Consider the following 18,861-nt stretch of genomic DNA (forward strand, 5'->3'; position numbering starts at 1 on the left):
CGCCTTTTCAGACGACCTTCAATATGATTCAGTCCTCGTCCTTTCCGTCCAGCAGCAAAAACACCATCGTCGCAAACAGCATCAATACCGCCGTCAACACCATCGCCCTCGAATAATTGTCCGCCCCCGCCCTGCCCAGATAGGCGTAAATCAGGGTGGTCAGCGTCTGCCATTCGGGACGCGCCAAAAACAGCGTTGCCGCAAACTCACCGACGCAGGTTGCCGCCGCCAAAGTCAGCCCGCGCCTGAAAGCGGGTTTCAGCAATGGGGCGGTGATGTAAAAGGTCGTCTGAAAACGGTTTGCCCCCATAGTCCTCGCTGCCTCGCCATAGCCTTGCGGCAACGCATCCCACGCCGCCAAAACATCTTTGGCAACAAACGGATACGCCAACAGCGCATAAGCGGCAATCAAAAGCGGCAGCGATGCCGTCCATTGCGGATACAGCAGCAGCACGCCGAACGCCACACAGACCGGCGACACCATAAACGGCAAAAATACCGCCCCCCTCACCCACGCCGCGCGCCTTGCCAAGCAGGCATACGACACGCCCAATACCGCAGCGGCAGCGACCGCCGCTGCCGAAAAACGAACGGTGTTCCAAAGCGCCGCCAGCGTTTCGCCCTCGAGCAATACCCGCCAAGACCCTCCGGCAAGGGCGGCCTGCCGGACAACCGCAAGCAGGGGCATCAGGCAGCACACACACAACACCGACAATACCGCCGCGACCATCAGCCGTTCCGCCGCTGTTTCGGGCTTGCGCGGGCGCGGTGCGGCGTGTGCCTTATCCGCATCCGTCCGACGGCTCAACCGCGCATACAGCAACCCCGCCGCTGCGGTAATCCCCAACACCAGCCATACCAAGACGGAAGCCTGCGCCATATCCAATTCATACGCAATCAGCCGGTAAATCTCTACTTCCACCGTCGCATAGCGGTCGCCGCCCAACAGCAAAGCCAGTCCGAACCCCGAAAAACAATACAGGAAAACCAAACACAAACCGCCCGCCAACCACGGGCGCAATACCGGCCATTCCACCCTTAAAAACCGCTGCCAAGCCCCGCCCCCAAAGCCTGCGCCGTTTGCAGGCGCGCCTCGGGAACCTGCAAAAATCCCTGATACGCCGCGCGCACCAAAACCGGCAGGTTGAAAAACACATTGCCGTAAATCAACAGATACGGCGTATCCTGCCAGCCCGCCCAAACGGCACCGTTTGTGCCGAACAAAGCCAACACGCCCATACCCGCTACCAAAGTCGGCATCACGAAAGGCAGCATCAACAGCCTCAACACCAAAGCGCGTCCCCGGAAATCCAAACGCGCCAACACCCACGCCGCAGGCACGCCCAAAATCCCCGCCAGCACGCAGGTTGCCAAAGCCTGAAATGCGGTCCATAAGATAAGGTGCTGCATATAGTCATCGCGCAACACCCCGCCCCATGCACTCCCGTCGTAAAAAGCCAGCGCAACCAAAGGCGCGACGACCATCACGATAAGGAAGCCCAAAGGCAGCAGCGCGAGCAGTAAAGTGGAACTGAAAGAGCGGATGGAAGACATGGTTTGATGCTGTATGAAAATTAAAAAAATATAGGATTAAGTCGTCTGATAAAACGGTTTCAGCAAACCTGCCAAGCTGCTTTCAGACGACCTCTTTATCCAATACGGACTTTTACAATGCCTGAAACGCCTGTACTGCCGCCCAAATGATTTCGGGCTGCTCTTTAATCGCTTCATGGGCTGCAAACGGCACATTCATCAGATGCACATCGGGCAATTCGGTTTTCAGTTCTGCCCAATCATCGAAGGCAAGCAGAAAATCGGCTTCTCCGCGTATTGCCAAGACATTAGCTGTGATTTCACGGACGCTTTCGTTGGGATAACCGCTTGCACTTTCATCCAGCCACATGGCTTTCAATGCCGCAATCCATTTTTCGGCATCGGGTTCGGGATTGGCTGCCTGATAAGCAGCAAGCTGTTCCGACAGTTTTTCTTCTACAATATTAAGGTTCAGCGCTTCAAACATCGACCGTACGCGATTCAAGTGTTTTTGATGCCACTCTGCGCCTACCGTGATGATTTTCTCAACATTTTCATCTTCCGCACCAAGACGGTAAGCAGTTATTCCTCCGTCGCTGAAACCGAACAGACTGTAATTTTCCACGCTTTCGTTGCGCAGGATTTGGCGCACATCATCGGCTGCTTGAGCATAGGTCAATGCGGTAGTGCCAAGCGTGGAGCGTCCGTGTCCGCGCGTATCGACGGCAATCACGCGGTAGTGTTGCAACAGGCGCGGCAGCAACGGTTCAAAGTCGGCAATCGAGCCGAAACCGCCGTGAAGCAAGACCATGACGGAGGCGGCTTCCTTACCGCCGATTTGGTAGTGCAGGCTTGCACCTTGATGGTTAAAAAATTTGGACTGCATGGTTTACCTTTTCAATCTATCCGGAGTATCTGCATAGGAAACATCAAAAAGCTTTTGGATTCCAACACAGATATTGAACATTTGCAAAGGGCCGTCTGAAAACGGCTTAGGAGCTGTATCTCCGTTTTCAGACGACCTCTTTCTTTAAACTTTTGTGTTCTCGATCATCAGCCGATTCCTCAACCATCTGGCGGTAGGTGCGATTTCGCCTGCCAGCATACCGGCTTCCACGCCTGTCGAGTGTTTGATGACATCCGCTGCCGCGCCGTGCAGCCATACGCCGGCGCAAGCGGCTTGGAACGGCGGGATGCCTTGAGCGAGCAGGCTGCCGATGATGCCGCTTAAAACGTCGCCGCTGCCTGCGGTGGCAAGTCCGGCGTTGCCGCTTGGGTTGGTATAGACCGTGCCGTCGGGCGCGGCGACCAGTGTGCGGTGTCCTTTTAGGACGGTTACGGCTTGGAATGTTGCGCTGATGGTTTGGACGGCGGACATTCTATTTTGCTGAACGGCTTGGGTGGATGTACCGAGCAGGCGGGCGGCTTCGGCGGGATGCGGGGTCAGAACCAGATTACCGCGCTTTTGTGCTGCTTCGCGGGTTTCGGGGTTAGACCTTGCTAGCAAAGTCAGTGCGTCGGCATCAAGCAACAACGGTGCATCTTGATTGTGCGTCAACACGGTATTTAAGATTCGGTTGGCGGTTTCGCCCAAACCCATGCCGCAGCCGACCGCCCATGCGATGATGTCCTTGCGTTTCAGCAGGTCTTCGGCAGTCGCCAGCATGATTTCGGGGCGTTCGGGGATGACGGCAAAGGGCAAGGCGGTTTGATTGAAGCCCGCCCACACTTTGCCGCTGCCTTGATAAATCGCGGCGGTGGAAGCGAGGACAACGGCTCCGCTCATGCCCGATGCGCCGCCGACGACGGCGAGCGTGCCGTATGTCCCTTTGTGCGATTCCGCTTGGCGTGGGGCGAATACGTCGGGAAATTGCGAGGTCGTCTGAAAAAAATCGGGCGTATCGGGGAGCTTATAGGACGGGTTCATCATCAATCTGCCTGAGTTTGGGATAAAATAGCGGATGCGTGGCGAAAAGAGGATGTCTTTTATCGACTGTTGTTTTCACGATTCTACCGCCCCGTATAGGAACACTACAACCGCACAACAAGGAATATTTAATGAAACAAAAAGTCAAAGTCTGGGATTTGCCAACGCGCCTGTTTCACTGGCTCTTGGTCTTGTCGGTCGGATTTATGTGGTACAGCGCGCAGGCTGGCGGCGGGATGCTGGTTTGGCACTTGCGCTGCGGGCTGCTGGTGGCGGGGCTGATTGTCTTCCGCCTGTGTTGGGGCTTGTGGGGCAGCGATACGGCTCGGTTTTCGCAATTCGTGCGCGGTCCGTCGTCCATCCGCCGCTACCTGCAAGGCAACCTGACGGAAAACGAACAGCCCGGACACAACCCTTTGGGCGCGCTGATGGTCATCGCGCTGATTGTGGCGGTCTTGCTGCAAGTCACGACGGGGCTGTTTGCCGCCGATGAAAACACGTTTACCGACAGCGGCTATCTGAACCATCTGGTCAGCTCGGACACGGGCAGCCTGATGCGCAAAATCCACGTCAATTTCTTCAACCTGCTGGCGGCATTGGCAGGCTTACACATCGTTACGGTCTTGGCGTATAAGTTTTTGAAGAAAAAAGATTTGATCCGCCCGATGATCAGCGGCTACAAGTATATCGAGGGGCAAACCGTTACCTTGAAATTTGCTTCCGCCGCCAAACTGATTGCCGCATTGGCAGTGGCGGCTGTGGCGGTGGCTGCGATTTTGATGTTGAAATAACAATTTAAACAAATAGGAAAAGGTCGTCTGAAACTTTCAGACGACCTTTTGTCATTGGATTTATTGCTTTTTCAGCCCTTTGGCTTTGACGGTCGCAATGGTGCCGTCTATGCCTTTTTGCTTGATAAGTTCGCCGAACTGGTTGCGGTAAACCGTTACCAGGCTCGTTCCGTCCACGCGGATGTTGTAGATTTTATAGACAGGGCCGACCTTATAAAGCTGGTAGGCTACTTCGTATTTCGTCCCTTTTTTGGTGTGCAGTTCAGAAAATACGTCGAACTTATTGCCGTTGACCGTCATTTTCGGCAACAGCCTTACCTGCGCATCTGCCGCGCCGATTAAGGCGGAATGCGAATACATGGCTATAATCATGTCTTTAAAAGCGCGGATAAATTCCGTTTTCTGAGTAGCGGAGAATTCACGCCAAGGCGCGCCGACCGCCAAAGCGGAAATGCGTTCGTAATCCAGATAACGGTCTGCATACTGCTCGATCTGCTTGACCTTTTGCGCCTCGCTCAAAGAGCCGTTGCGCGCAATTTTCAAAACTGCATCCATATTCTGCTGCATCTGAGCCTGTGCGGGGTGTGTTTCAGCCGCCACATAAGGCGCGGCAACCACCATCGGGACAGATAATACAAAAGCGGACAAATAAGGATTCATCGTTATTCCATTAGATAAGAAGTAAAGCTACATTTTAAAACGCCCTGAGGCATAAACCGTTAATCAAATGTAAAAGCAGGAAAGATAACTATATAATCACCCTATCCGAATTTCTGAAATTCCCGCCATGTACGATGTCAACACACACGATGTCCGCCGTTTTTTCGCCCATGTCTGGCGACAACGCTTCACCCCCCTGCAACTGGACGGCCTGCAACAAAAAGCCCTGCGGATTATCGAAGCCCATCCCGAATACGCCCGCTATCTCGAAAATATCGAAGACTATCTGGACAAGACCTGGACGCCCGAAGAAGGAGAAACCAATCCCTTCCTGCATATGTCCCTGCATCTCTCCCTGCAAGAACAAGCAGCCATCGACCAGCCGCCCGGCATCCGCGCCATACACGGACAACTCTGCGTGCGCTATGGCGGCGATTGGGTACGTGCCGAACACGATATGATGGATGCGCTGGCAGAAACCATATGGGAAGCGCAACGCTACGGACGCGGCTTGGATGTCAATGCCTATATGACTCGGCTGCGCAAACTGGTCGGACTGGGGCAGGAAGAAACCGCCCGCATCAATCCGCACGAAGTCGGCGTGTCTGGCATTATCAGCGAAAGGGCTTGAGTTCATCTAGGTTAGAGAAAAGAATTTTCAGACGACCCTTCATGCCCGTTTAGTTATAAAATATTATCCATATTCAAAGTATTAACTCTATATATTGAATACACTGACATCAGTACAAAGGTCGTCTGAAACCTGTTTTCAGACGACCTTAACCCAACCTTTGCCCCGCCCAGCAATATCACTTTACCCCTCCATATACCCCTGCTCCCGCATCGAGCAAACTTCTTTTGCCGTAACAATAAAATGATCCAAAAGTGAGACATCAACCAATGCCAAAGCCTGTTTCAGACGACCTGTGAACGCAATATCTGATTGCGAAGGCGTAGCCGAACCGCCGGGATGATTGTGAGCGATAATCAGGCTGTCGGCGTATTCGTCCAATGCGAGCTTGACGATTTCCCTGATATAGACGGTATTTTCCGCCACCGTTCCGCGCGAAAGTTCGCGCATGGCAATCAGCCTGTTTTGGCGGTTGAGCAAAAGCGCGGTGCTGACTTCTATCTTTTCGTGCCCTAAATGCAGGCGCAGATAGTCGGCAACGGCTTTCGGGCTGGAAAGCGTGATGTTTTCCTGCAAATCCTCGCCCAAAATCCGCCTGCCGATTTCTTTGACGACGGCAAATTGGGTAAAACTCGCCAAACCCATGCCCTTGTATGCAGAAAGCGTTTTCGCGTCGGCACTCATCAGCTTGCCCAAGCTGCCAAACTCATTCAACAGATAACGCGCCAAATCCACCGCGCTCATCCCACGCGTACCCACCCGCAGCAAAATCGCCAATAACTCCGCATCGCTCAATGCGCCTGCACCACGCGCCAATAATTTCTCGCGCGGCCGCTCGCCTTCAGGCCATTGTTTGATACTCATGTTTTACCCCTTGCGTGAACATTCACGAAAAAATTTGTTTGAAAATCTGCTTGTTATTACAATTTTTACAACGAATGCCTATCAAGCAACTATTGTAAATATTTCATATTTTATTATATTTTGAATGAATATTTAAAATATAAGCATAATATTCATATAAATTAATTGCATAAAAACAACGCGCTCAACTTCGCTTGTAAAAGCGATTGCCTTTCCTTATTCACCCGTATGGATTGACCGCAGATTCAATCTGACAGGTTTCAAAATGTCCCGTTTAAATCAAATCCGCGGGAAATCAGCCCCTTCGGGCAATTTCGTATTGCCCCTGCGTGCCATAGGCTAATATAATAGCGAGTTCTGCGGAGGCGGTTTATCCTTGTATTTCCACCCGTTTCCCATCCATGCTGCCCGTGCGCTTCACAAGAGTTTCAGACGACGTTTCGACGTTGCGACTCCCGCCAGCAATCAAACAGCTTTTTATCACCCTTTCGAAAATCCGTTTTGCCGGTACTCGTCATTTTTATTGGAGTATTGCCATTATGACCGCAACCACTGCGTCTTCAGCCAAACCTTATCTCAAAATCCAAGGCTTGGTGAAAAAGTTTGGTGACAATTACGCTGTCGATAACATCGACTTGGATATTTATCAACATGAAATCTTTGCCCTTTTGGGCAGCTCCGGCAGCGGTAAATCTACGTTGTTGCGTATGCTGGCGGGCATGGAAAGCCCTAATCAGGGCAAAATCATTCTGGACGGTCAGGACATTACCAAACTTGCCCCCTATGAGCGCCCCATCAATATGATGTTTCAAAGCTATGCCCTGTTCCCGCACATGACTGTGGAGCAGAACATTGCCTTCGGTCTGAAACAAGACAAAATGCCCAAAGATGAAATCGCCGCGCGCGTAGAAGAAATGCTGCGTCTGGTTCAGATGACCAAATACGCCAAGCGCAAACCGCATCAATTATCCGGCGGTCAGCAACAACGTATCGCTTTGGCACGCAGTTTGGCAAAACGTCCGAAAATCCTGCTGCTCGACGAGCCTTTGGGCGCGTTGGACAAAAAATTGCGTCAACAAACCCAGCTCGAATTGGTCAACACGCTGGAACAAGTCGGCGTAACCTGCATCATGGTAACGCACGACCAAGAAGAAGCGATGACAATGGCGACCCGCATCGCCATTATGTCCGACGGTCAGTTGCAACAAGTCGGTACGCCTAGCGATGTGTACGACTATCCAAACAGCCGCTTTACTGCCGAATTTATCGGCGAAACCAATATTTTCAGCGGCGTTGTGATTGAAGACCATGCCGATTATGCCGTCATCGAATGCGAAGGCTTGGAAAACCACGTCCGCATCGACCACGGTTTGGGCGGTCCGAGCGAACAAGACATTTGGGTCAGCATCCGTCCCGAAGACATTGATTTGTACAAAGAAAAACCCGACCACTTAGGCAGCTTCAACTGGGCAAAAGGTACGGTTGAAGAAATCGCCTACTTGGGCAGCTTCGCGATTTACCACATCAAACTCGCCAACGGCCGCGTTGTCAAAAGCCAAGTCCCTGCACCTTATTGGTACGTGCGCAACATCACGCCGCCGACTTGGGACGAAACCGTCTATATCAGCTGGCCGGAAAACCAACCGACTCCGTTGTTCCGTTAATTTAAGGGGAATGAGATGAACCTTAAAAAACTGAAAAACAAACTGTTCCGCCGCCCGGGTCAGCGCGCGGTCATCGCCGTGCCGTATATCTGGCTTTTGGTGCTGTTTCTGATTCCGTTCGCCATCGTGCTGAAAATCAGCTTTGCCGAACAAGAAATCGCCATTCCGCCATTTACGCCGCTGACCAGCGTTGATGAAGATTTAGGTCGTCTGAACATCGCCATCAGTTATCAAAACTATGCCGATATTTTCCAGAATTTTTGGAATACCCTGAATCCGTTCGGCGACAGCGAAAACAGCAATATCTATCTGATGACCTACTGGTCTTCCATTAAGACCGCGCTGACGACGACCATCATTTGTCTGCTGATTGGTTATCCGACCGCTTATGCGATTTCGCGCGCCAATCCAGCCATGCGCAACGGTCTGCTGCTTGCGATAATGCTGCCTTTCTGGACTTCCTTCCTATTGCGTGTTTACGCATGGATGGGTCTTTTGGGACACAACGGCATCATCAATAATTTCCTGCTTAAAATGCAGATTATCGAAGAACCTTTAGACCTGTTTTACAACGCGTTCTCGCTGAACTTGGTCATGGTTTATGCCTATCTGCCGTTTATGATTCTGCCGCTTTATACGCAACTGGTGAAACTCGACAACCGCCTGCTCGAAGCTGCTTCTGATTTGGGTGCAGGACCAGTCAAATCGTTCTTCACCATTACCCTGCCCCTGTCCAAAACAGGCATCATCGCAGGCTCCATGCTGGTTTTCGTTCCCGCAGTCGGTGAATTTGTGATTCCCGAACTGGTCGGCGGTTCGGAAAACCTGATGATCGGTAAAGTCTTGTGGCAGGCGTTCTTCGACCAAAACAACTGGCCGCTGGCTTCCGCCGTCGCCGTCGTCATGGTCGCACTGTTGGTCGTGCCGATTGCACTGTTTCAGCATTATGAAAACCGCGAATTGGAAGAAGGAGCCAAATAATGCATAAATCGAAATTATCTTGGTTCCTGAAACTGATGCTGATGCTGTCGCTGGCGTTTCTATACATTCCGCTGGTCGTCTTGGTCATCTATTCGTTCAACGAATCCAAGTTGGTTACCGTTTGGGGTGGCTTTTCGACCAAGTGGTACGGCGCATTGCTGGAAAACGACACCATCTTGGAAGCTGCGTGGCTGTCGCTGCGTATTGCCGCCGCATCCTCGCTTGCAGCCGTCGTTTTGGGCACGCTGGCAGGCTACGCGATGGCGCGCATCAAACGCTTCCGCGGCAGCACCTTGTTTGCCGGTATGATTTCCGCGCCTATGGTTATGCCTGACGTGATTACCGGTTTGTCCATGCTGCTCCTGATTATTCAGGTGCAAATGTTCCTGCAAGGCAGCGAATTGCTGCAACTGTACTTCGACCGCGGTTTCTTCACCATTTTCCTCGGACATACGACGCTTTGTATGGCATACATTACCGTCGTCATTCGTTCGCGTCTGGTGGAGCTTGACCAATCGCTCGAAGAAGCCGCAATGGACTTGGGTGCGCGTCCGCTGAAAATCTTTTTCGTCATCACCCTGCCCTTGATTGCACCTGCCATCGCTTCAGGCTTCCTGCTCGGCATTACCCTGTCGCTGGATGATTTGGTGATTACCTCCTTCCTGTCCGGCCCCGGTTCTTCCACATTACCGCAGGTGATTTTCTCCAAAATCAAACTGGGTCTCGACCCGCAGATGAACGTGTTGGCAACCATCCTGATCGGTATCATCGGTACGCTGGTTATCGTCATCAATTACTGGATGATGCGCCAAGCAACCAAACGCGATCGGGAAGCCGCCGAAGCCTACCGTCAGGAAAAGCTCGCCGCCGAAAAAGCGAATTGACCCAATCAGACAGGCTGACCGCATCAATGCAAGGTCAGCCTGTTTTCTTCACACAACCTGTTTGACAACTTTTCAGACGACCCTCAACTACCCTCCAAAGGTCATCTGAAACCACACAAAGCATTACCCCATGATTCATCCCAATTTGAAAGAATACCTTCCCTCCTATTATTTCAGCACCATCAATACCCACGCCGCTTATCCCAAGCTTGAAGGTCGTCTGAAAACTGAGACCTGCGTCATCGGCGGCGGATTGACAGGACTTTGCACCGCACTTCCCCTTGCCGAAAACGGACGCGAAGTAACCGTACTCGAAGCCGCCCGCATCGGCTTCGGCGCATCAGGGCGCAGCGGCGGGCAAGTCATCAGCGATTACGCCTGCGGCATGGAAGAAATCGAAAAACAAGTCGGCTTGGAACAAGCCCGCTGGTTTTGGCAGCAATCCCTGCAAGCCGTCGAACTCGTTGACGAACGGGTTAAAAAATATCAAATCGCCTGCGACTGGCAGCGCGGCTATGCTACTGTCGCCATCCGCCCGCAGCATTGGGAAGAATTGCAACAATGGCATGAACACGCCCGACAACATTACGGCGCTACCCATTACCAACTCTGGGATAAAGCCACGCTCAAGCAACAACTTGCCAGCGATATGTACTTAGGCGCACAGTTCGACCCACATTCCGGCCACCTCCATCCGCTCAACTATACCCTGGGCATCGCCCGCGCCGCTGCCGAAGCAGGCGCGCAGATTTTCGAACAGTCCCCGATGACCCGTATCGAATCCTATCAAGGCAACTGGCTCGTCCATACCCCGGACGGCAGCATCGAATGCCAAAACCTCGTGTATGCCGTCAACACTTACGCCGGTTTGCATCAAAAATTCAAGCCGTTGGAAAAAAAAGCCATCGCCGTCAGCACCTTCATCATCGCCACCGAACCGCTGGGCGAACGCGCCAAAGAACTCATCCGCAACAACATGGCCGTCTGCGACAACCGCCACGTCCTCGACTACTACCGCCTCAGTTCCGACGGCCGCCTGCTCTTCGGCGGCAAAGACAACGAGTTCATCGACGACCCCGACCGCATGACCGAGCTTGTTCGCCAGGACATGCTCAAAGTCTTCCCCCAGCTTGCCGATGTCAAAATCGAACATTCATGGGGCGGCGAATGCGACATCACCACCAACCTCGCGCCCCACTTCGGCAGACTCGCCCCCAATATCTACTATGCACAAGGCTATTCCGGACACGGCATGGCAATTACCGGCATAGCAGGCCTTGCCATCGCCGAAGCCATCATGGGCGACGATGGTCGTCTGAAACCGTTTGAAAAACTCAAACACCCAAGCATCATTACCCAACCTTTCCTGCGCAAACTCGGCTCCTTCCTCGGCTCGAAATATTACCAATGGAAAGACAGCCGTTAAGTATTTGGTTAAGCTCAACCACACAAATAAAAGGTCGTCTGAAAACCCGATTCAGGTTTCAGACGACCTTTTCGATTCAAACTGCTATCGCATCAAATGCTCAACGAACGCTCGTGATTTTATAGTGGATTAAATTTAAATCGGGACAAGGCGACGAAGCCGCAGACAGTACAGATAGTACGGAACCGATTCACTTGGTGCTTCAGCACCTTAGAGAATCGTTCTCTTTGAGCTAAGGCGAGGCAACGCCGTACTGGTTTAAAGTTAATCCACTATAGATTCCCACCCTCTCCGTTTGTGTTCCAAATCCATTACATCAAATGAATCCCGCTTGCCGGATTGGAAACATTCTCATATACGGTAATCGAAACGATTTTCCCGCTTTCGTCAAACACAATTTCCAGATAAGGCTTATCAGGGCTGCGGTCGCGGTTGAAAAGGCGGAATACCCGTTGCGCTTCAAAAATCTTCCCGCGCGCTTTTAAATATTCAGGCAACCGGCTGATGTTTTGAAAACTGCCGCCAAACCCGCTGCCGTGTTTCTTGAGATATTCCGGCGTTGCTTCTATGCCGAAATTACGCGTTATTCTCAGCGGCTGATTTGAACCTTGGCTCGTATGACTGCCTATTGATAAAACCAAAGTATTCTGCTGCCTGAGTGCCTTCATCTCTTGAACTAGCGGTTCTATCACCTGCTCATCATAGCTTCGCTCCCCTTTTGCCATCTGATCAATAGCTTCTATCACTTTATTAACATTTTCAGGGTCATCCGCATCAATATCAGGAAACATTGCCTGAGTCAGAGGATCATCTCCGCCGGGAATACCCCAAGTCGCCGCCAGTTCTTTAGGGCTGCGTTCAAACAAACAACTGGAATCGATATTCTCGGCAACCTGACGGACAAAATCATCAATGCCGTCAATCTGATGCAGGTTGGTACAATTTGAAGAAGGTGCGCTTTCTACTTTGTTTATGTCCGTTTCTACGGTCTTATCATTTGTATTGGATTTCTCGGAAACAGAAGATAAAGGTGCAGAAACGACAGATTCTTTTACCTTATCCTGTTTGTCAGGAGAGCAAGCCACCAATAAGACGGCGACGAATAATAAGAAAAATTGGGATGTATTGTTTTTGATCATTCTATATTTCCAGTAATGTGTATTTAAAATATAAAAATCAGTTAGTTGATAGATTCAAATAAAAACACTCATATCCCTATTCGAATCCACTACCAATCTAATCAATTAAAGTTATTCCTGCTCATCAAACAAGCTAACATCAAACAAATCCGGTTCACTCATCCGAACGCGGCAATCAACCTTAATATCCTCATTTACCCGACAGCAACACGGCAGAATCTCACCGGGCGCAACAAAGGCGAGCGGGAAATCGTCGTAGGACACCCTACCGTCCAATATCTTGACACGGCAAGAACCGCAATAACCGCTGCGGCACTGGTATTCCACCTCGTGGCCGGTGCGCTCCAAGCCCTCCAATAAGGTTTCGCCTTCTTGAAGCTCGAAGGTTTTGTCGTGTGTACTGATGAGTGCCATTGTTATCTGTTTAAGCGGGAAAGGCCGTCTGCACGGTGTAACCGAAATCTTTGATTTCGTTTCTACACCTGTTCAGACGACCTCTGATGATGGAAATGCGGAAAAACCGCCGAATTTGATTACAGTTCGAAATCGCCCAAATCGTCCGCGCTGACTTCCGAATCAATCTGACCGATTAAGTAAGAAGAAATTTCCACTTCCTGCGGCGCAACCTGCACGTTGTCGGACGACAGCCACGCGTTAATCCACGGAATCGGGTTTTGGGTAGCACCTTCGAATCCGGCGGGCAAACCGACCGCCTGCATACGTAGGTTAGTAATGTATTCGACGTATTGCGCCAAAATTTCCTTGTTCAGACCAATCATCGAACCGTCTTTAAACAGATAGGCCGCCCATTCTTTTTCCTGTTCCGCCGCTTTTTTGAAGAGTTTGAAACATTCGTCCTGCAATTCGACGGCGATTTCCGCCATTTCAGGATCGTCGGCACCGGCGCGCATCAGGTTGAGCATATGCTGGGTGCTGGTCAGGTGCAGGGCTTCGTCGCGGGCAATCAGTTTGATGATTTTGGCGTTGCCTTCCATCAACTCGCGCTCGGCAAAAGCGAACGAGCAGGCGAATGAGACGTAGAAACGGATGGCTTCCAACACATTGACGCACATCAGGCAGAGATAGAGTTTTTTCTTCAACTCGCGCAAAGACACAGTAACGAGCTTGCCGCCGACATTGTGCGTCCCTTCACCTAACAGGTTGTAATACTGGGTGTATTCGATTAAATCATCGTAATAGCAGGCAATGTCTTCGGCGCGGGCGATGATGTATTTGTTTTGCACAATATCATCGAACACGACTGAAGGATCATTCACGATATTGCGGATGATGTGAGTGTAACTGCGCGAGTGGATGGTTTCGCTGAAGCTCCACGTTTCAATCCACGTTTCCAGCTCGGGAATGGACACCAAAGGCAAGAATGCAACATTCGGGCTGCGGCCTTGGATCGAATCGAGCAGGGTTTGGTATTTCAGATTGCTAATGAAAATATGTTTTTCGTGTTCGGGCAGATTGGCGTAGTCGATACGGTCGCGCGACACGTCGATTTCTTCCGGACGCCAGAAGAAAGATAATTGTTTTTCGATCAGTTTTTCAAATACTTCGTATTTCTGCTGGTCATAACGGGCAACATTCACCGGCTGACCAAAAAACATCGGCTCTTTCAGCGCATCGTTTTTGGTTTTGGAAAAGGTGCTGTATGACATGACTAGATGTTCGCAGGACATGGGGAACTCTTTTTAGATTAACTTAAAATGGTAATATTAATATTGTGAAATTTATCTCTTTTATCTAAAACATACTTACTTATCAATTATTTAAATCTTTAATATTTTCAATTAATTCAAAACTCTTATTAGCTAACTCTAAAATCCCCGTAAAACAGGTAACTTTTTTTGCAATTTCTCCCATCTTAGAAAGGAGATTCTTACCAGTTTCTGTATTGCTCATGAATTCTTTATATTCATGGTTGAAATACATATGACCAACAGTATTTTCTAGGACTTCGATAATAGCTTCAGAACCAGTAATTGCATATTGATCAATGGATTCAATAAGACGCAAAAGATATTTTAGAATAGAAGACTTAACATTGTCTTCTATATTTTCAGAAATTAATATGTCCTGATATATGCTTTTTATAGAATTATTTATTTCAATTAGTTCACTTTCATCAATTTTTCTCAAAAATGAAAGTTGATTTTTTTCAAAATTAGCATCAATAATCTTAACAGAAGAATAAAGATATGAAGTCATATTTTCATCTAAATAACAAATGACATCACCCCATTGTCTATCTAACTCTACCGATTTACCAAGAAAAAACAATATGTTTTCCATCCAATTCTGACAATGCTCGATATAGTCAGGTTCATTTACTTGGAAATAGTTATTAATCTCCTCAATTAAATTTATAACTTTGCTAATCGAAAATAGAATATTACGATCACTAGCTTCATCATTAGTTAAATTTAAAATCTCCATCCACGCACCTCTTGAAGTACGAAGTGATGAAACTCCTTTAGCTTTTTTAATAATTTTCAATAATCTTTGTGCTGGATTATCATAATAAGCATTAGACACTTTCTTCCATCCTTTGTTTTATTTTCAGACGACCTTTTAAACTCTAAAGATCGTCTGAAATCTCCCATTGTCAAATCTTACAAGCCCCACCAGCGCAGCCGTCATCTTGAATATCGGCCTGCGTATCGTCCGCGCCGTCTCGGGTGTTATGGTAGTACAGGGTTTTGACACCGTATTTATAGGCGGTCAGCAGGTCTTTGAGCATTTGTTTCATGGAAACTTTGCTGCCTTCAAATTTGTTCGGGTCGTAGGCGGTATTGGCAGAAATCGATTGATCGACGAATTTTTGCATTACGCCGACGAGTTTCAGGTAGCCTTCGTTGCCAGGAAGCTGCCACAGGGTTTCGTAGGCATCTTTCAGGGTTTCAAATTCCGGTACGACTTGTTTCAAAATACCGTCTTTTGATGCTTTAACGCTGACCAGGCCACGAGGAGGCTCGATGCCGTTGGTGGCGTTGGCAATTTGCGAGCTGGTTTCAGACGGCATGAGTGCGGTCAGGGTAGAGTTGCGTAGGCCGTATTTGACGATGTCGGCGCGCAGGCTTTCCCAGTCGTAGTGCAAAGGCTCGCTGCATACGGCATCCAAGTCTTTTTTGTAGGTATCGATAGGCAGTTTGCCTTGCGAGTAAACGGTTTGGTTGAACAGCGGGCATGCGCCGTATTCTTTGGCAAGGTTTACCGATGCTTTGAGCAGGTAATACTGCATGGCTTCAAAGGTGCGGTGGGTCAGACCAAGCGCGGAATCATCGCTGTAACGGACGCCGTTTTTCGCCAAATAGTAGGCGTAGTTGATGACGCCGATGCCGAGCGTGCGGCGGTTCATGGTCGCGGTGCGGGCGGCTTCGACCGGATAGTCTTGATAATCCAACAAAGCATCGAGTGCGCGCACGGTCAAATCGGCAAGCCCTTCCAGCTCATCCAAGCTGTTTAATGCGCCCAAGTTAAAGGCAGAAAGGGTACACAGGGCGATTTCGCCATTCGGGTCGTTGATGTTGTCCAGCGGTTTGGTCGGCAGGGCAATTTCCATGCACAAGTTGGACTGGTGAACGGGGGCGACGCGCGGGTCAAACGGGCTGTGCGTGTTGCAGTGGTCAACGTTTTGGATGTAGATGCGTCCTGTTCCGGCGCGTTCCTGCATCAGCGTGGAGAACAAATCGGTAGCCGACAAGGTACGTTTGCGGATGTTTGGGTCTTGCTCGTATTTCGTGTAAAGACGCTCGAATTCATCCTGGTCGGCAAAGAACGCGTCGTACAGACCGGGGACTTCGTTGGGCGAGAACAGCGTGATGTTGCCGCCTTTAATCAGGCGGGTGTACAGCAGGCGGTTGATTTGCACGCCGTAGTCCAGCTGGCGGATGCGGTTGTCTTCCACGCCGCGGTTGTTTTTCAATACCAACAGGCTTTCGGCTTCGATGTGCCACAAGGGGTAGAACAAAGTTGCCGCGCCGCCGCGTACGCCGCCTTGCGAGCAGGATTTGACCGCCGCTTGGAACATTTTGAAAAACGGAATGCAGCCGGTGTGTTGCGCTTCGCCGCCACGAATTTCGCTGCCCAAACCGCGAATGCGTCCGGCGTTAATGCCGATGCCCGCACGTTGGGAAACATATTTCACAATCGCGCTGGTGGTGGCATTGATGGAATCCAGACTGTCGTCGCATTCAATCAATACGCAGCTTGAGAACTGGCGCGTAGGCGTGCGCACGCCGCTCATAATCGGGGTCGGCAGCGATACTTTAAACGTAGAAACGGCGTCGTAAAAACGTTTGACGTAGTCCAAACGGGTCTCTTTCGGGTATTTGCTGAAGAGGCACATCGCCACCAAAATGTATAAGAACTGCGGCGTTTCATAAATCTGGCGGGTAACGCGGTTCTGCACCAGATATTTGCCTTCGAGCTGCTTCACGGCAGCGTAGGAGAAGGTCATGTCGCGGCTGTGGTCGATATAGGCGTTCAGCTCGTCAAACTCTTCGCGGCTGTAATCTTCGATGATGTGGCGGTCGTATTTGCCCGCATCGGTGAGTTTTTTAACGTGGTCGAACAGGTGCGGCGGTTCGAACTCGCCGTAAGCGATTTTGCGCAGGTGGAAAATCGCCAGACGCGCGGCGAGATATTGATAGTCGGGCGTATCCTGCGAAATCAGGTCGGCAGCTGCCTTGATGATGGTTTCGTGGATGTCGTCGGTGCGGATACCGTTGTAAAACTGGATGTGCGATTTGAGCTCGACCTGCGATACGGAAACGTTTTTCAAGCCTTCCGCCGCCCAAGTAACGACGCGGTGGATTTTGTCTAAGTCGAGATTTTCCAAACGTCCGTCGCGCTTGGTTACTTTCAAATCAGTCGGTGCATTCATCGTCAGTTTTCTCCATCCTGAAACACAAGATACAGTAGGTATTAATATCGAGTGGCACAATATAGTGTATTTTTCGTTGCTTATCTAGTCTTGACAAGGTCGCTGTTTTGAAATCGTGCTTTTCCCAATTTTCTTTCAGACGACCTCTTTCCCTATGATTCAAGCCTTACCGCGAAGACGTGTTTTTCGGCATCAAAACCCTCATACGGCTATGCGCTTATGAAATAAGGCAAATTCGGATTTGTGTTAAATTTTGAAAATATAATGGCATACAACATGATGAAATAAGTAACAAAGGTCGTCTGAAACCTTATTCCGGTTTTCAGACGACCTTTTAGATTCGCTCAAAAGCTTTGTCTTCAATCTTACAATGCGGCGGCGATTTCGTTGCGCAGTTTGTTTAAAAACCTGCCGTGGCGCACCCATTGGGCGGCGGCTTCGTGATCTTTCGCTGCAAAGGCCGTCCGCAAATCTTGATACAGCTTGTCTTGTTCGCCGCTGATTTCTTGATCCAAAGCGCGCAGGGCTTCGTTGTTTTGCTCCATTTGCGCATCCATCAGCGTTTCGCGCCATTCCATTTGCTGCATGAGAAATTCGGGTGCGAAAGAGGTATGCTCCGGCGCATCGGCATCAATGCCCTGCGCTTTCAGAAGGTACGCGGCGCGGTCGATGGGATTTTTCAAAGTACGGTAGGCATCGTTGATGGTGGAAGACATCATCACTGCCTGCTTTTGTTCAAAGGCGGAAGCGGACGCGAATTTGTCGGGATGGAAACGTGCCGCCAAGGTGCGGTAGGTTTGTTCTAAGTTTTCGGCGTCGATATCGAAAGCGGGTTCAAGCTGGAAAAGTGTGAAATATTGAGACATGGCGGAATAATTAATGTGAAATTTTCGGCAGAAACCTGATTTTGCCTTATAATCCGCCGACTCTTAACCCAAAGGACTGAATATGAGCAGTAAAGTGCAGCACAATAAAGGCAAAATACACGACAATGCTTTAAAAGCCTTAGTGAAATCTGATTTGTTCCGACACAAGGTCGAACGAAAAAGAAAAGGCAAAGGCAGCTACAACAGACAGGAAGCGAAAAAATGGCGGGACGGTTTTGATACTGTCCCGCCACTTTTTTGTCTTAAACGTGAAAGCTCTCGCCGCAGCCGCAAGAGTCTTTGACGTTCGGGTTTTCAAATTTGAAACCTTCCTGCAAACCTTCTTTGGTGTAATCGACTTGGGTGCCGTCCAGATAAACCAAACTTTTCGGGTCGATATAGATGCGGGCGCCGTGTTCTTCAAAAATCAGGTCGTCGTCGTTCACTTCATCGACAAATTCAAGGTTATACGCCATGCCCGAGCAGCCGCTGGTTTTTACCCCCAAGCGCACGCCCAAGCCTTTGCCACGCTTGGTCAGGTAGCTGTTGATGTGTTTGGCTGCGTTTTCTGTGATGGTAATCATGCTTCTTTCCTTATTCG

At 50.0% G+C, this 18,861-nt stretch carries 18 protein-coding genes and 2 pseudogenes; 8 read left to right on the forward strand and 12 right to left on the reverse strand.

Going from position 1 to position 18,861, the window contains the following annotated elements; genetic code table 11:
- Positions 1–28: 28 nt before the first annotated feature.
- The 3 genes and pseudogenes from J7445_RS04930 to J7445_RS04940 form a co-directional block, all read right to left on the reverse strand.
- Positions 29–1,554: pseudogene (locus J7445_RS04930) on the reverse strand (ABC transporter permease).
- A 112-nt stretch (positions 1,555–1,666) separates the two neighbouring features.
- On the reverse strand, positions 1,667–2,419 hold the full coding sequence (locus J7445_RS04935; protein ID WP_070539903.1) for an alpha/beta fold hydrolase: 753 nt from the start codon (positions 2,417–2,419) through the stop codon (positions 1,667–1,669).
- A 144-nt stretch (positions 2,420–2,563) separates the two neighbouring features.
- On the reverse strand, positions 2,564–3,463 hold the full coding sequence (locus J7445_RS04940) for an NAD(P)H-hydrate dehydratase (protein ID WP_209283228.1): 900 nt from the start codon (positions 3,461–3,463) through the stop codon (positions 2,564–2,566).
- A gap of 128 nt (positions 3,464–3,591) precedes the next feature.
- On the opposite strand from J7445_RS04940, the gene J7445_RS04945 reads away from it, so the two are divergent.
- A complete protein-coding gene (locus J7445_RS04945; protein WP_209283229.1) occupies positions 3,592–4,251 on the forward strand; it encodes a cytochrome b/b6 domain-containing protein in 660 nt (219 codons plus the stop codon).
- A gap of 60 nt (positions 4,252–4,311) precedes the next feature.
- Here J7445_RS04945 and J7445_RS04950 read toward each other — a convergent pair whose 3' ends face one another.
- Positions 4,312–4,911 (reverse strand): MlaC/ttg2D family ABC transporter substrate-binding protein, encoded by a 600-nt coding sequence (locus J7445_RS04950; protein ID WP_209283230.1) that lies wholly within the window; start codon positions 4,909–4,911, stop codon positions 4,312–4,314.
- 127 nt (positions 4,912–5,038) lie between these two features.
- On the opposite strand from J7445_RS04950, the gene J7445_RS04955 reads away from it, so the two are divergent.
- Entirely contained in the window at positions 5,039–5,542 is a 504-nt protein-coding gene (locus tag J7445_RS04955; RefSeq protein ID WP_209283231.1) for a DUF1841 family protein, read from the forward strand.
- Positions 5,543–5,725: 183 nt separating this feature from the next.
- Here the strand turns inward: J7445_RS04955 and radC are convergent, their stop codons facing one another.
- Positions 5,726–6,406: a RadC family protein gene (radC, locus tag J7445_RS04960; RefSeq protein ID WP_070513609.1), complete on the reverse strand. Its 681-nt coding sequence runs from the start codon at positions 6,404–6,406 to the stop codon at positions 5,726–5,728.
- A gap of 539 nt (positions 6,407–6,945) precedes the next feature.
- Here radC and J7445_RS04965 point away from each other — a divergent pair.
- The 5 genes and pseudogenes from J7445_RS04965 to J7445_RS12500 all read left to right on the forward strand — a co-directional run.
- A complete protein-coding gene (locus tag J7445_RS04965; RefSeq protein WP_029609631.1) occupies positions 6,946–8,070 on the forward strand; it encodes an ABC transporter ATP-binding protein in 1,125 nt (374 codons plus the stop codon).
- A gap of 15 nt (positions 8,071–8,085) precedes the next feature.
- Complete coding sequence (locus tag J7445_RS04970; protein WP_003759903.1) at positions 8,086–9,051, forward strand: ABC transporter permease subunit; 966 nt, start codon at positions 8,086–8,088, stop codon at positions 9,049–9,051.
- Positions 9,051–9,935, forward strand: coding sequence for an ABC transporter permease subunit (locus J7445_RS04975; RefSeq protein WP_209283232.1), 885 nt, complete (start codon positions 9,051–9,053; stop codon positions 9,933–9,935). Before J7445_RS04970 ends, J7445_RS04975 begins: the two co-directional genes overlap by 1 nt.
- A 130-nt stretch (positions 9,936–10,065) precedes the next feature.
- Entirely contained in the window at positions 10,066–11,361 is a 1,296-nt protein-coding gene (locus tag J7445_RS04980) for an NAD(P)/FAD-dependent oxidoreductase (RefSeq protein ID WP_209283233.1), read from the forward strand.
- Positions 11,362–11,481: 120 nt separating this feature from the next.
- Positions 11,482–11,544 (forward strand): annotated as a pseudogene (locus J7445_RS12500) (transposase); the annotation flags it as partial.
- A gap of 128 nt (positions 11,545–11,672) precedes the next feature.
- Here the strand turns inward: J7445_RS12500 and J7445_RS04985 are convergent.
- The 6 genes from J7445_RS04985 to hscB form a co-directional block, all read right to left on the reverse strand.
- Positions 11,673–12,500: an NMB0938 family lipoprotein gene (locus J7445_RS04985; RefSeq protein ID WP_209283234.1), complete on the reverse strand. Its 828-nt coding sequence runs from the start codon at positions 12,498–12,500 to the stop codon at positions 11,673–11,675.
- Positions 12,501–12,611: 111 nt separating this feature from the next.
- The gene (gene yfaE / locus J7445_RS04990; RefSeq protein ID WP_209283235.1) at positions 12,612–12,914 is read right to left on the reverse strand and encodes a class I ribonucleotide reductase maintenance protein YfaE; all 303 of its coding nucleotides are present in this window, start codon (positions 12,912–12,914) and stop codon (positions 12,612–12,614) included.
- A 119-nt stretch (positions 12,915–13,033) separates the two neighbouring features.
- Positions 13,034–14,167 carry a class Ia ribonucleoside-diphosphate reductase subunit beta gene (gene nrdB / locus J7445_RS04995; RefSeq protein ID WP_209283236.1) on the reverse strand — a complete coding sequence of 378 codons (1,134 nt, stop codon included), beginning with the start codon at positions 14,165–14,167 and terminating at the stop codon, positions 13,034–13,036.
- Between the two features lie 103 nt (positions 14,168–14,270).
- The gene (locus tag J7445_RS05000) at positions 14,271–15,044 is read right to left on the reverse strand and encodes a hypothetical protein (protein WP_209283237.1); all 774 of its coding nucleotides are present in this window, start codon (positions 15,042–15,044) and stop codon (positions 14,271–14,273) included.
- 70 nt (positions 15,045–15,114) lie between these two features.
- On the reverse strand, positions 15,115–17,394 hold the full coding sequence (gene nrdA / locus J7445_RS05005; RefSeq protein ID WP_209283238.1) for a class 1a ribonucleoside-diphosphate reductase subunit alpha: 2,280 nt from the start codon (positions 17,392–17,394) through the stop codon (positions 15,115–15,117).
- Positions 17,395–17,759: 365 nt separating this feature from the next.
- Positions 17,760–18,260, reverse strand: coding sequence for a Fe-S protein assembly co-chaperone HscB (gene hscB / locus J7445_RS05010; RefSeq protein ID WP_019271261.1), 501 nt, complete (start codon positions 18,258–18,260; stop codon positions 17,760–17,762).
- Between the two features lie 82 nt (positions 18,261–18,342).
- Between hscB and J7445_RS05015 the strand changes: the two genes are divergently transcribed.
- Positions 18,343–18,564: an alternative ribosome-rescue factor A gene (locus tag J7445_RS05015; protein WP_209283239.1), complete on the forward strand. Its 222-nt coding sequence runs from the start codon at positions 18,343–18,345 to the stop codon at positions 18,562–18,564.
- On the opposite strand, the gene iscA is transcribed toward J7445_RS05015, so the two are convergent.
- On the reverse strand, positions 18,524–18,844 hold the full coding sequence (gene iscA / locus J7445_RS05020) for an iron-sulfur cluster assembly protein IscA (RefSeq protein WP_070539865.1): 321 nt from the start codon (positions 18,842–18,844) through the stop codon (positions 18,524–18,526). The genes J7445_RS05015 and iscA overlap by 41 nt on opposite strands.
- Positions 18,845–18,861 lie beyond the last annotated feature (17 nt).

The organism is Neisseria sicca, from assembly GCF_017753665.1.
Lineage (GTDB): Bacteria > Pseudomonadota > Gammaproteobacteria > Burkholderiales > Neisseriaceae > Neisseria > Neisseria flava.

Bases quoted from the DNA above. Each gene is read 5' to 3' on its own strand.
- J7445_RS04975 (WP_209283232.1), top strand. From the start codon at position 9,051: ATGCATAAATCGAAATTATCTTGGTTCCTGAAACTGATGCTGATGCTG.
- J7445_RS04980 (WP_209283233.1), top strand. From the start codon at position 10,066: ATGATTCATCCCAATTTGAAAGAATACCTTCCCTCCTATTATTTCAGC.
- iscA (WP_070539865.1), bottom strand. From the start codon at position 18,844: ATGATTACCATCACAGAAAACGCAGCCAAACACATCAACAGCTACCTG.
- nrdB (WP_209283236.1), bottom strand. From the start codon at position 14,167: ATGTCATACAGCACCTTTTCCAAAACCAAAAACGATGCGCTGAAAGAG.
- J7445_RS04945 (WP_209283229.1), top strand. From the start codon at position 3,592: ATGAAACAAAAAGTCAAAGTCTGGGATTTGCCAACGCGCCTGTTTCAC.
- hscB (WP_019271261.1), bottom strand. From the start codon at position 18,260: ATGTCTCAATATTTCACACTTTTCCAGCTTGAACCCGCTTTCGATATC.
- J7445_RS04940 (WP_209283228.1), bottom strand. From the start codon at position 3,463: ATGATGAACCCGTCCTATAAGCTCCCCGATACGCCCGATTTTTTTCAG.
- J7445_RS05015 (WP_209283239.1), top strand. From the start codon at position 18,343: ATGAGCAGTAAAGTGCAGCACAATAAAGGCAAAATACACGACAATGCT.
- J7445_RS04955 (WP_209283231.1), top strand. From the start codon at position 5,039: ATGTACGATGTCAACACACACGATGTCCGCCGTTTTTTCGCCCATGTC.
- J7445_RS04985 (WP_209283234.1), bottom strand. From the start codon at position 12,500: ATGATCAAAAACAATACATCCCAATTTTTCTTATTATTCGTCGCCGTC.
- J7445_RS04950 (WP_209283230.1), bottom strand. From the start codon at position 4,911: ATGAATCCTTATTTGTCCGCTTTTGTATTATCTGTCCCGATGGTGGTT.
- J7445_RS04970 (WP_003759903.1), top strand. From the start codon at position 8,086: ATGAACCTTAAAAAACTGAAAAACAAACTGTTCCGCCGCCCGGGTCAG.
- nrdA (WP_209283238.1), bottom strand. From the start codon at position 17,394: ATGAATGCACCGACTGATTTGAAAGTAACCAAGCGCGACGGACGTTTG.
- J7445_RS04935 (WP_070539903.1), bottom strand. From the start codon at position 2,419: ATGCAGTCCAAATTTTTTAACCATCAAGGTGCAAGCCTGCACTACCAA.
- radC (WP_070513609.1), bottom strand. From the start codon at position 6,406: ATGAGTATCAAACAATGGCCTGAAGGCGAGCGGCCGCGCGAGAAATTA.
- yfaE (WP_209283235.1), bottom strand. From the start codon at position 12,914: ATGGCACTCATCAGTACACACGACAAAACCTTCGAGCTTCAAGAAGGC.
- J7445_RS04965 (WP_029609631.1), top strand. From the start codon at position 6,946: ATGACCGCAACCACTGCGTCTTCAGCCAAACCTTATCTCAAAATCCAA.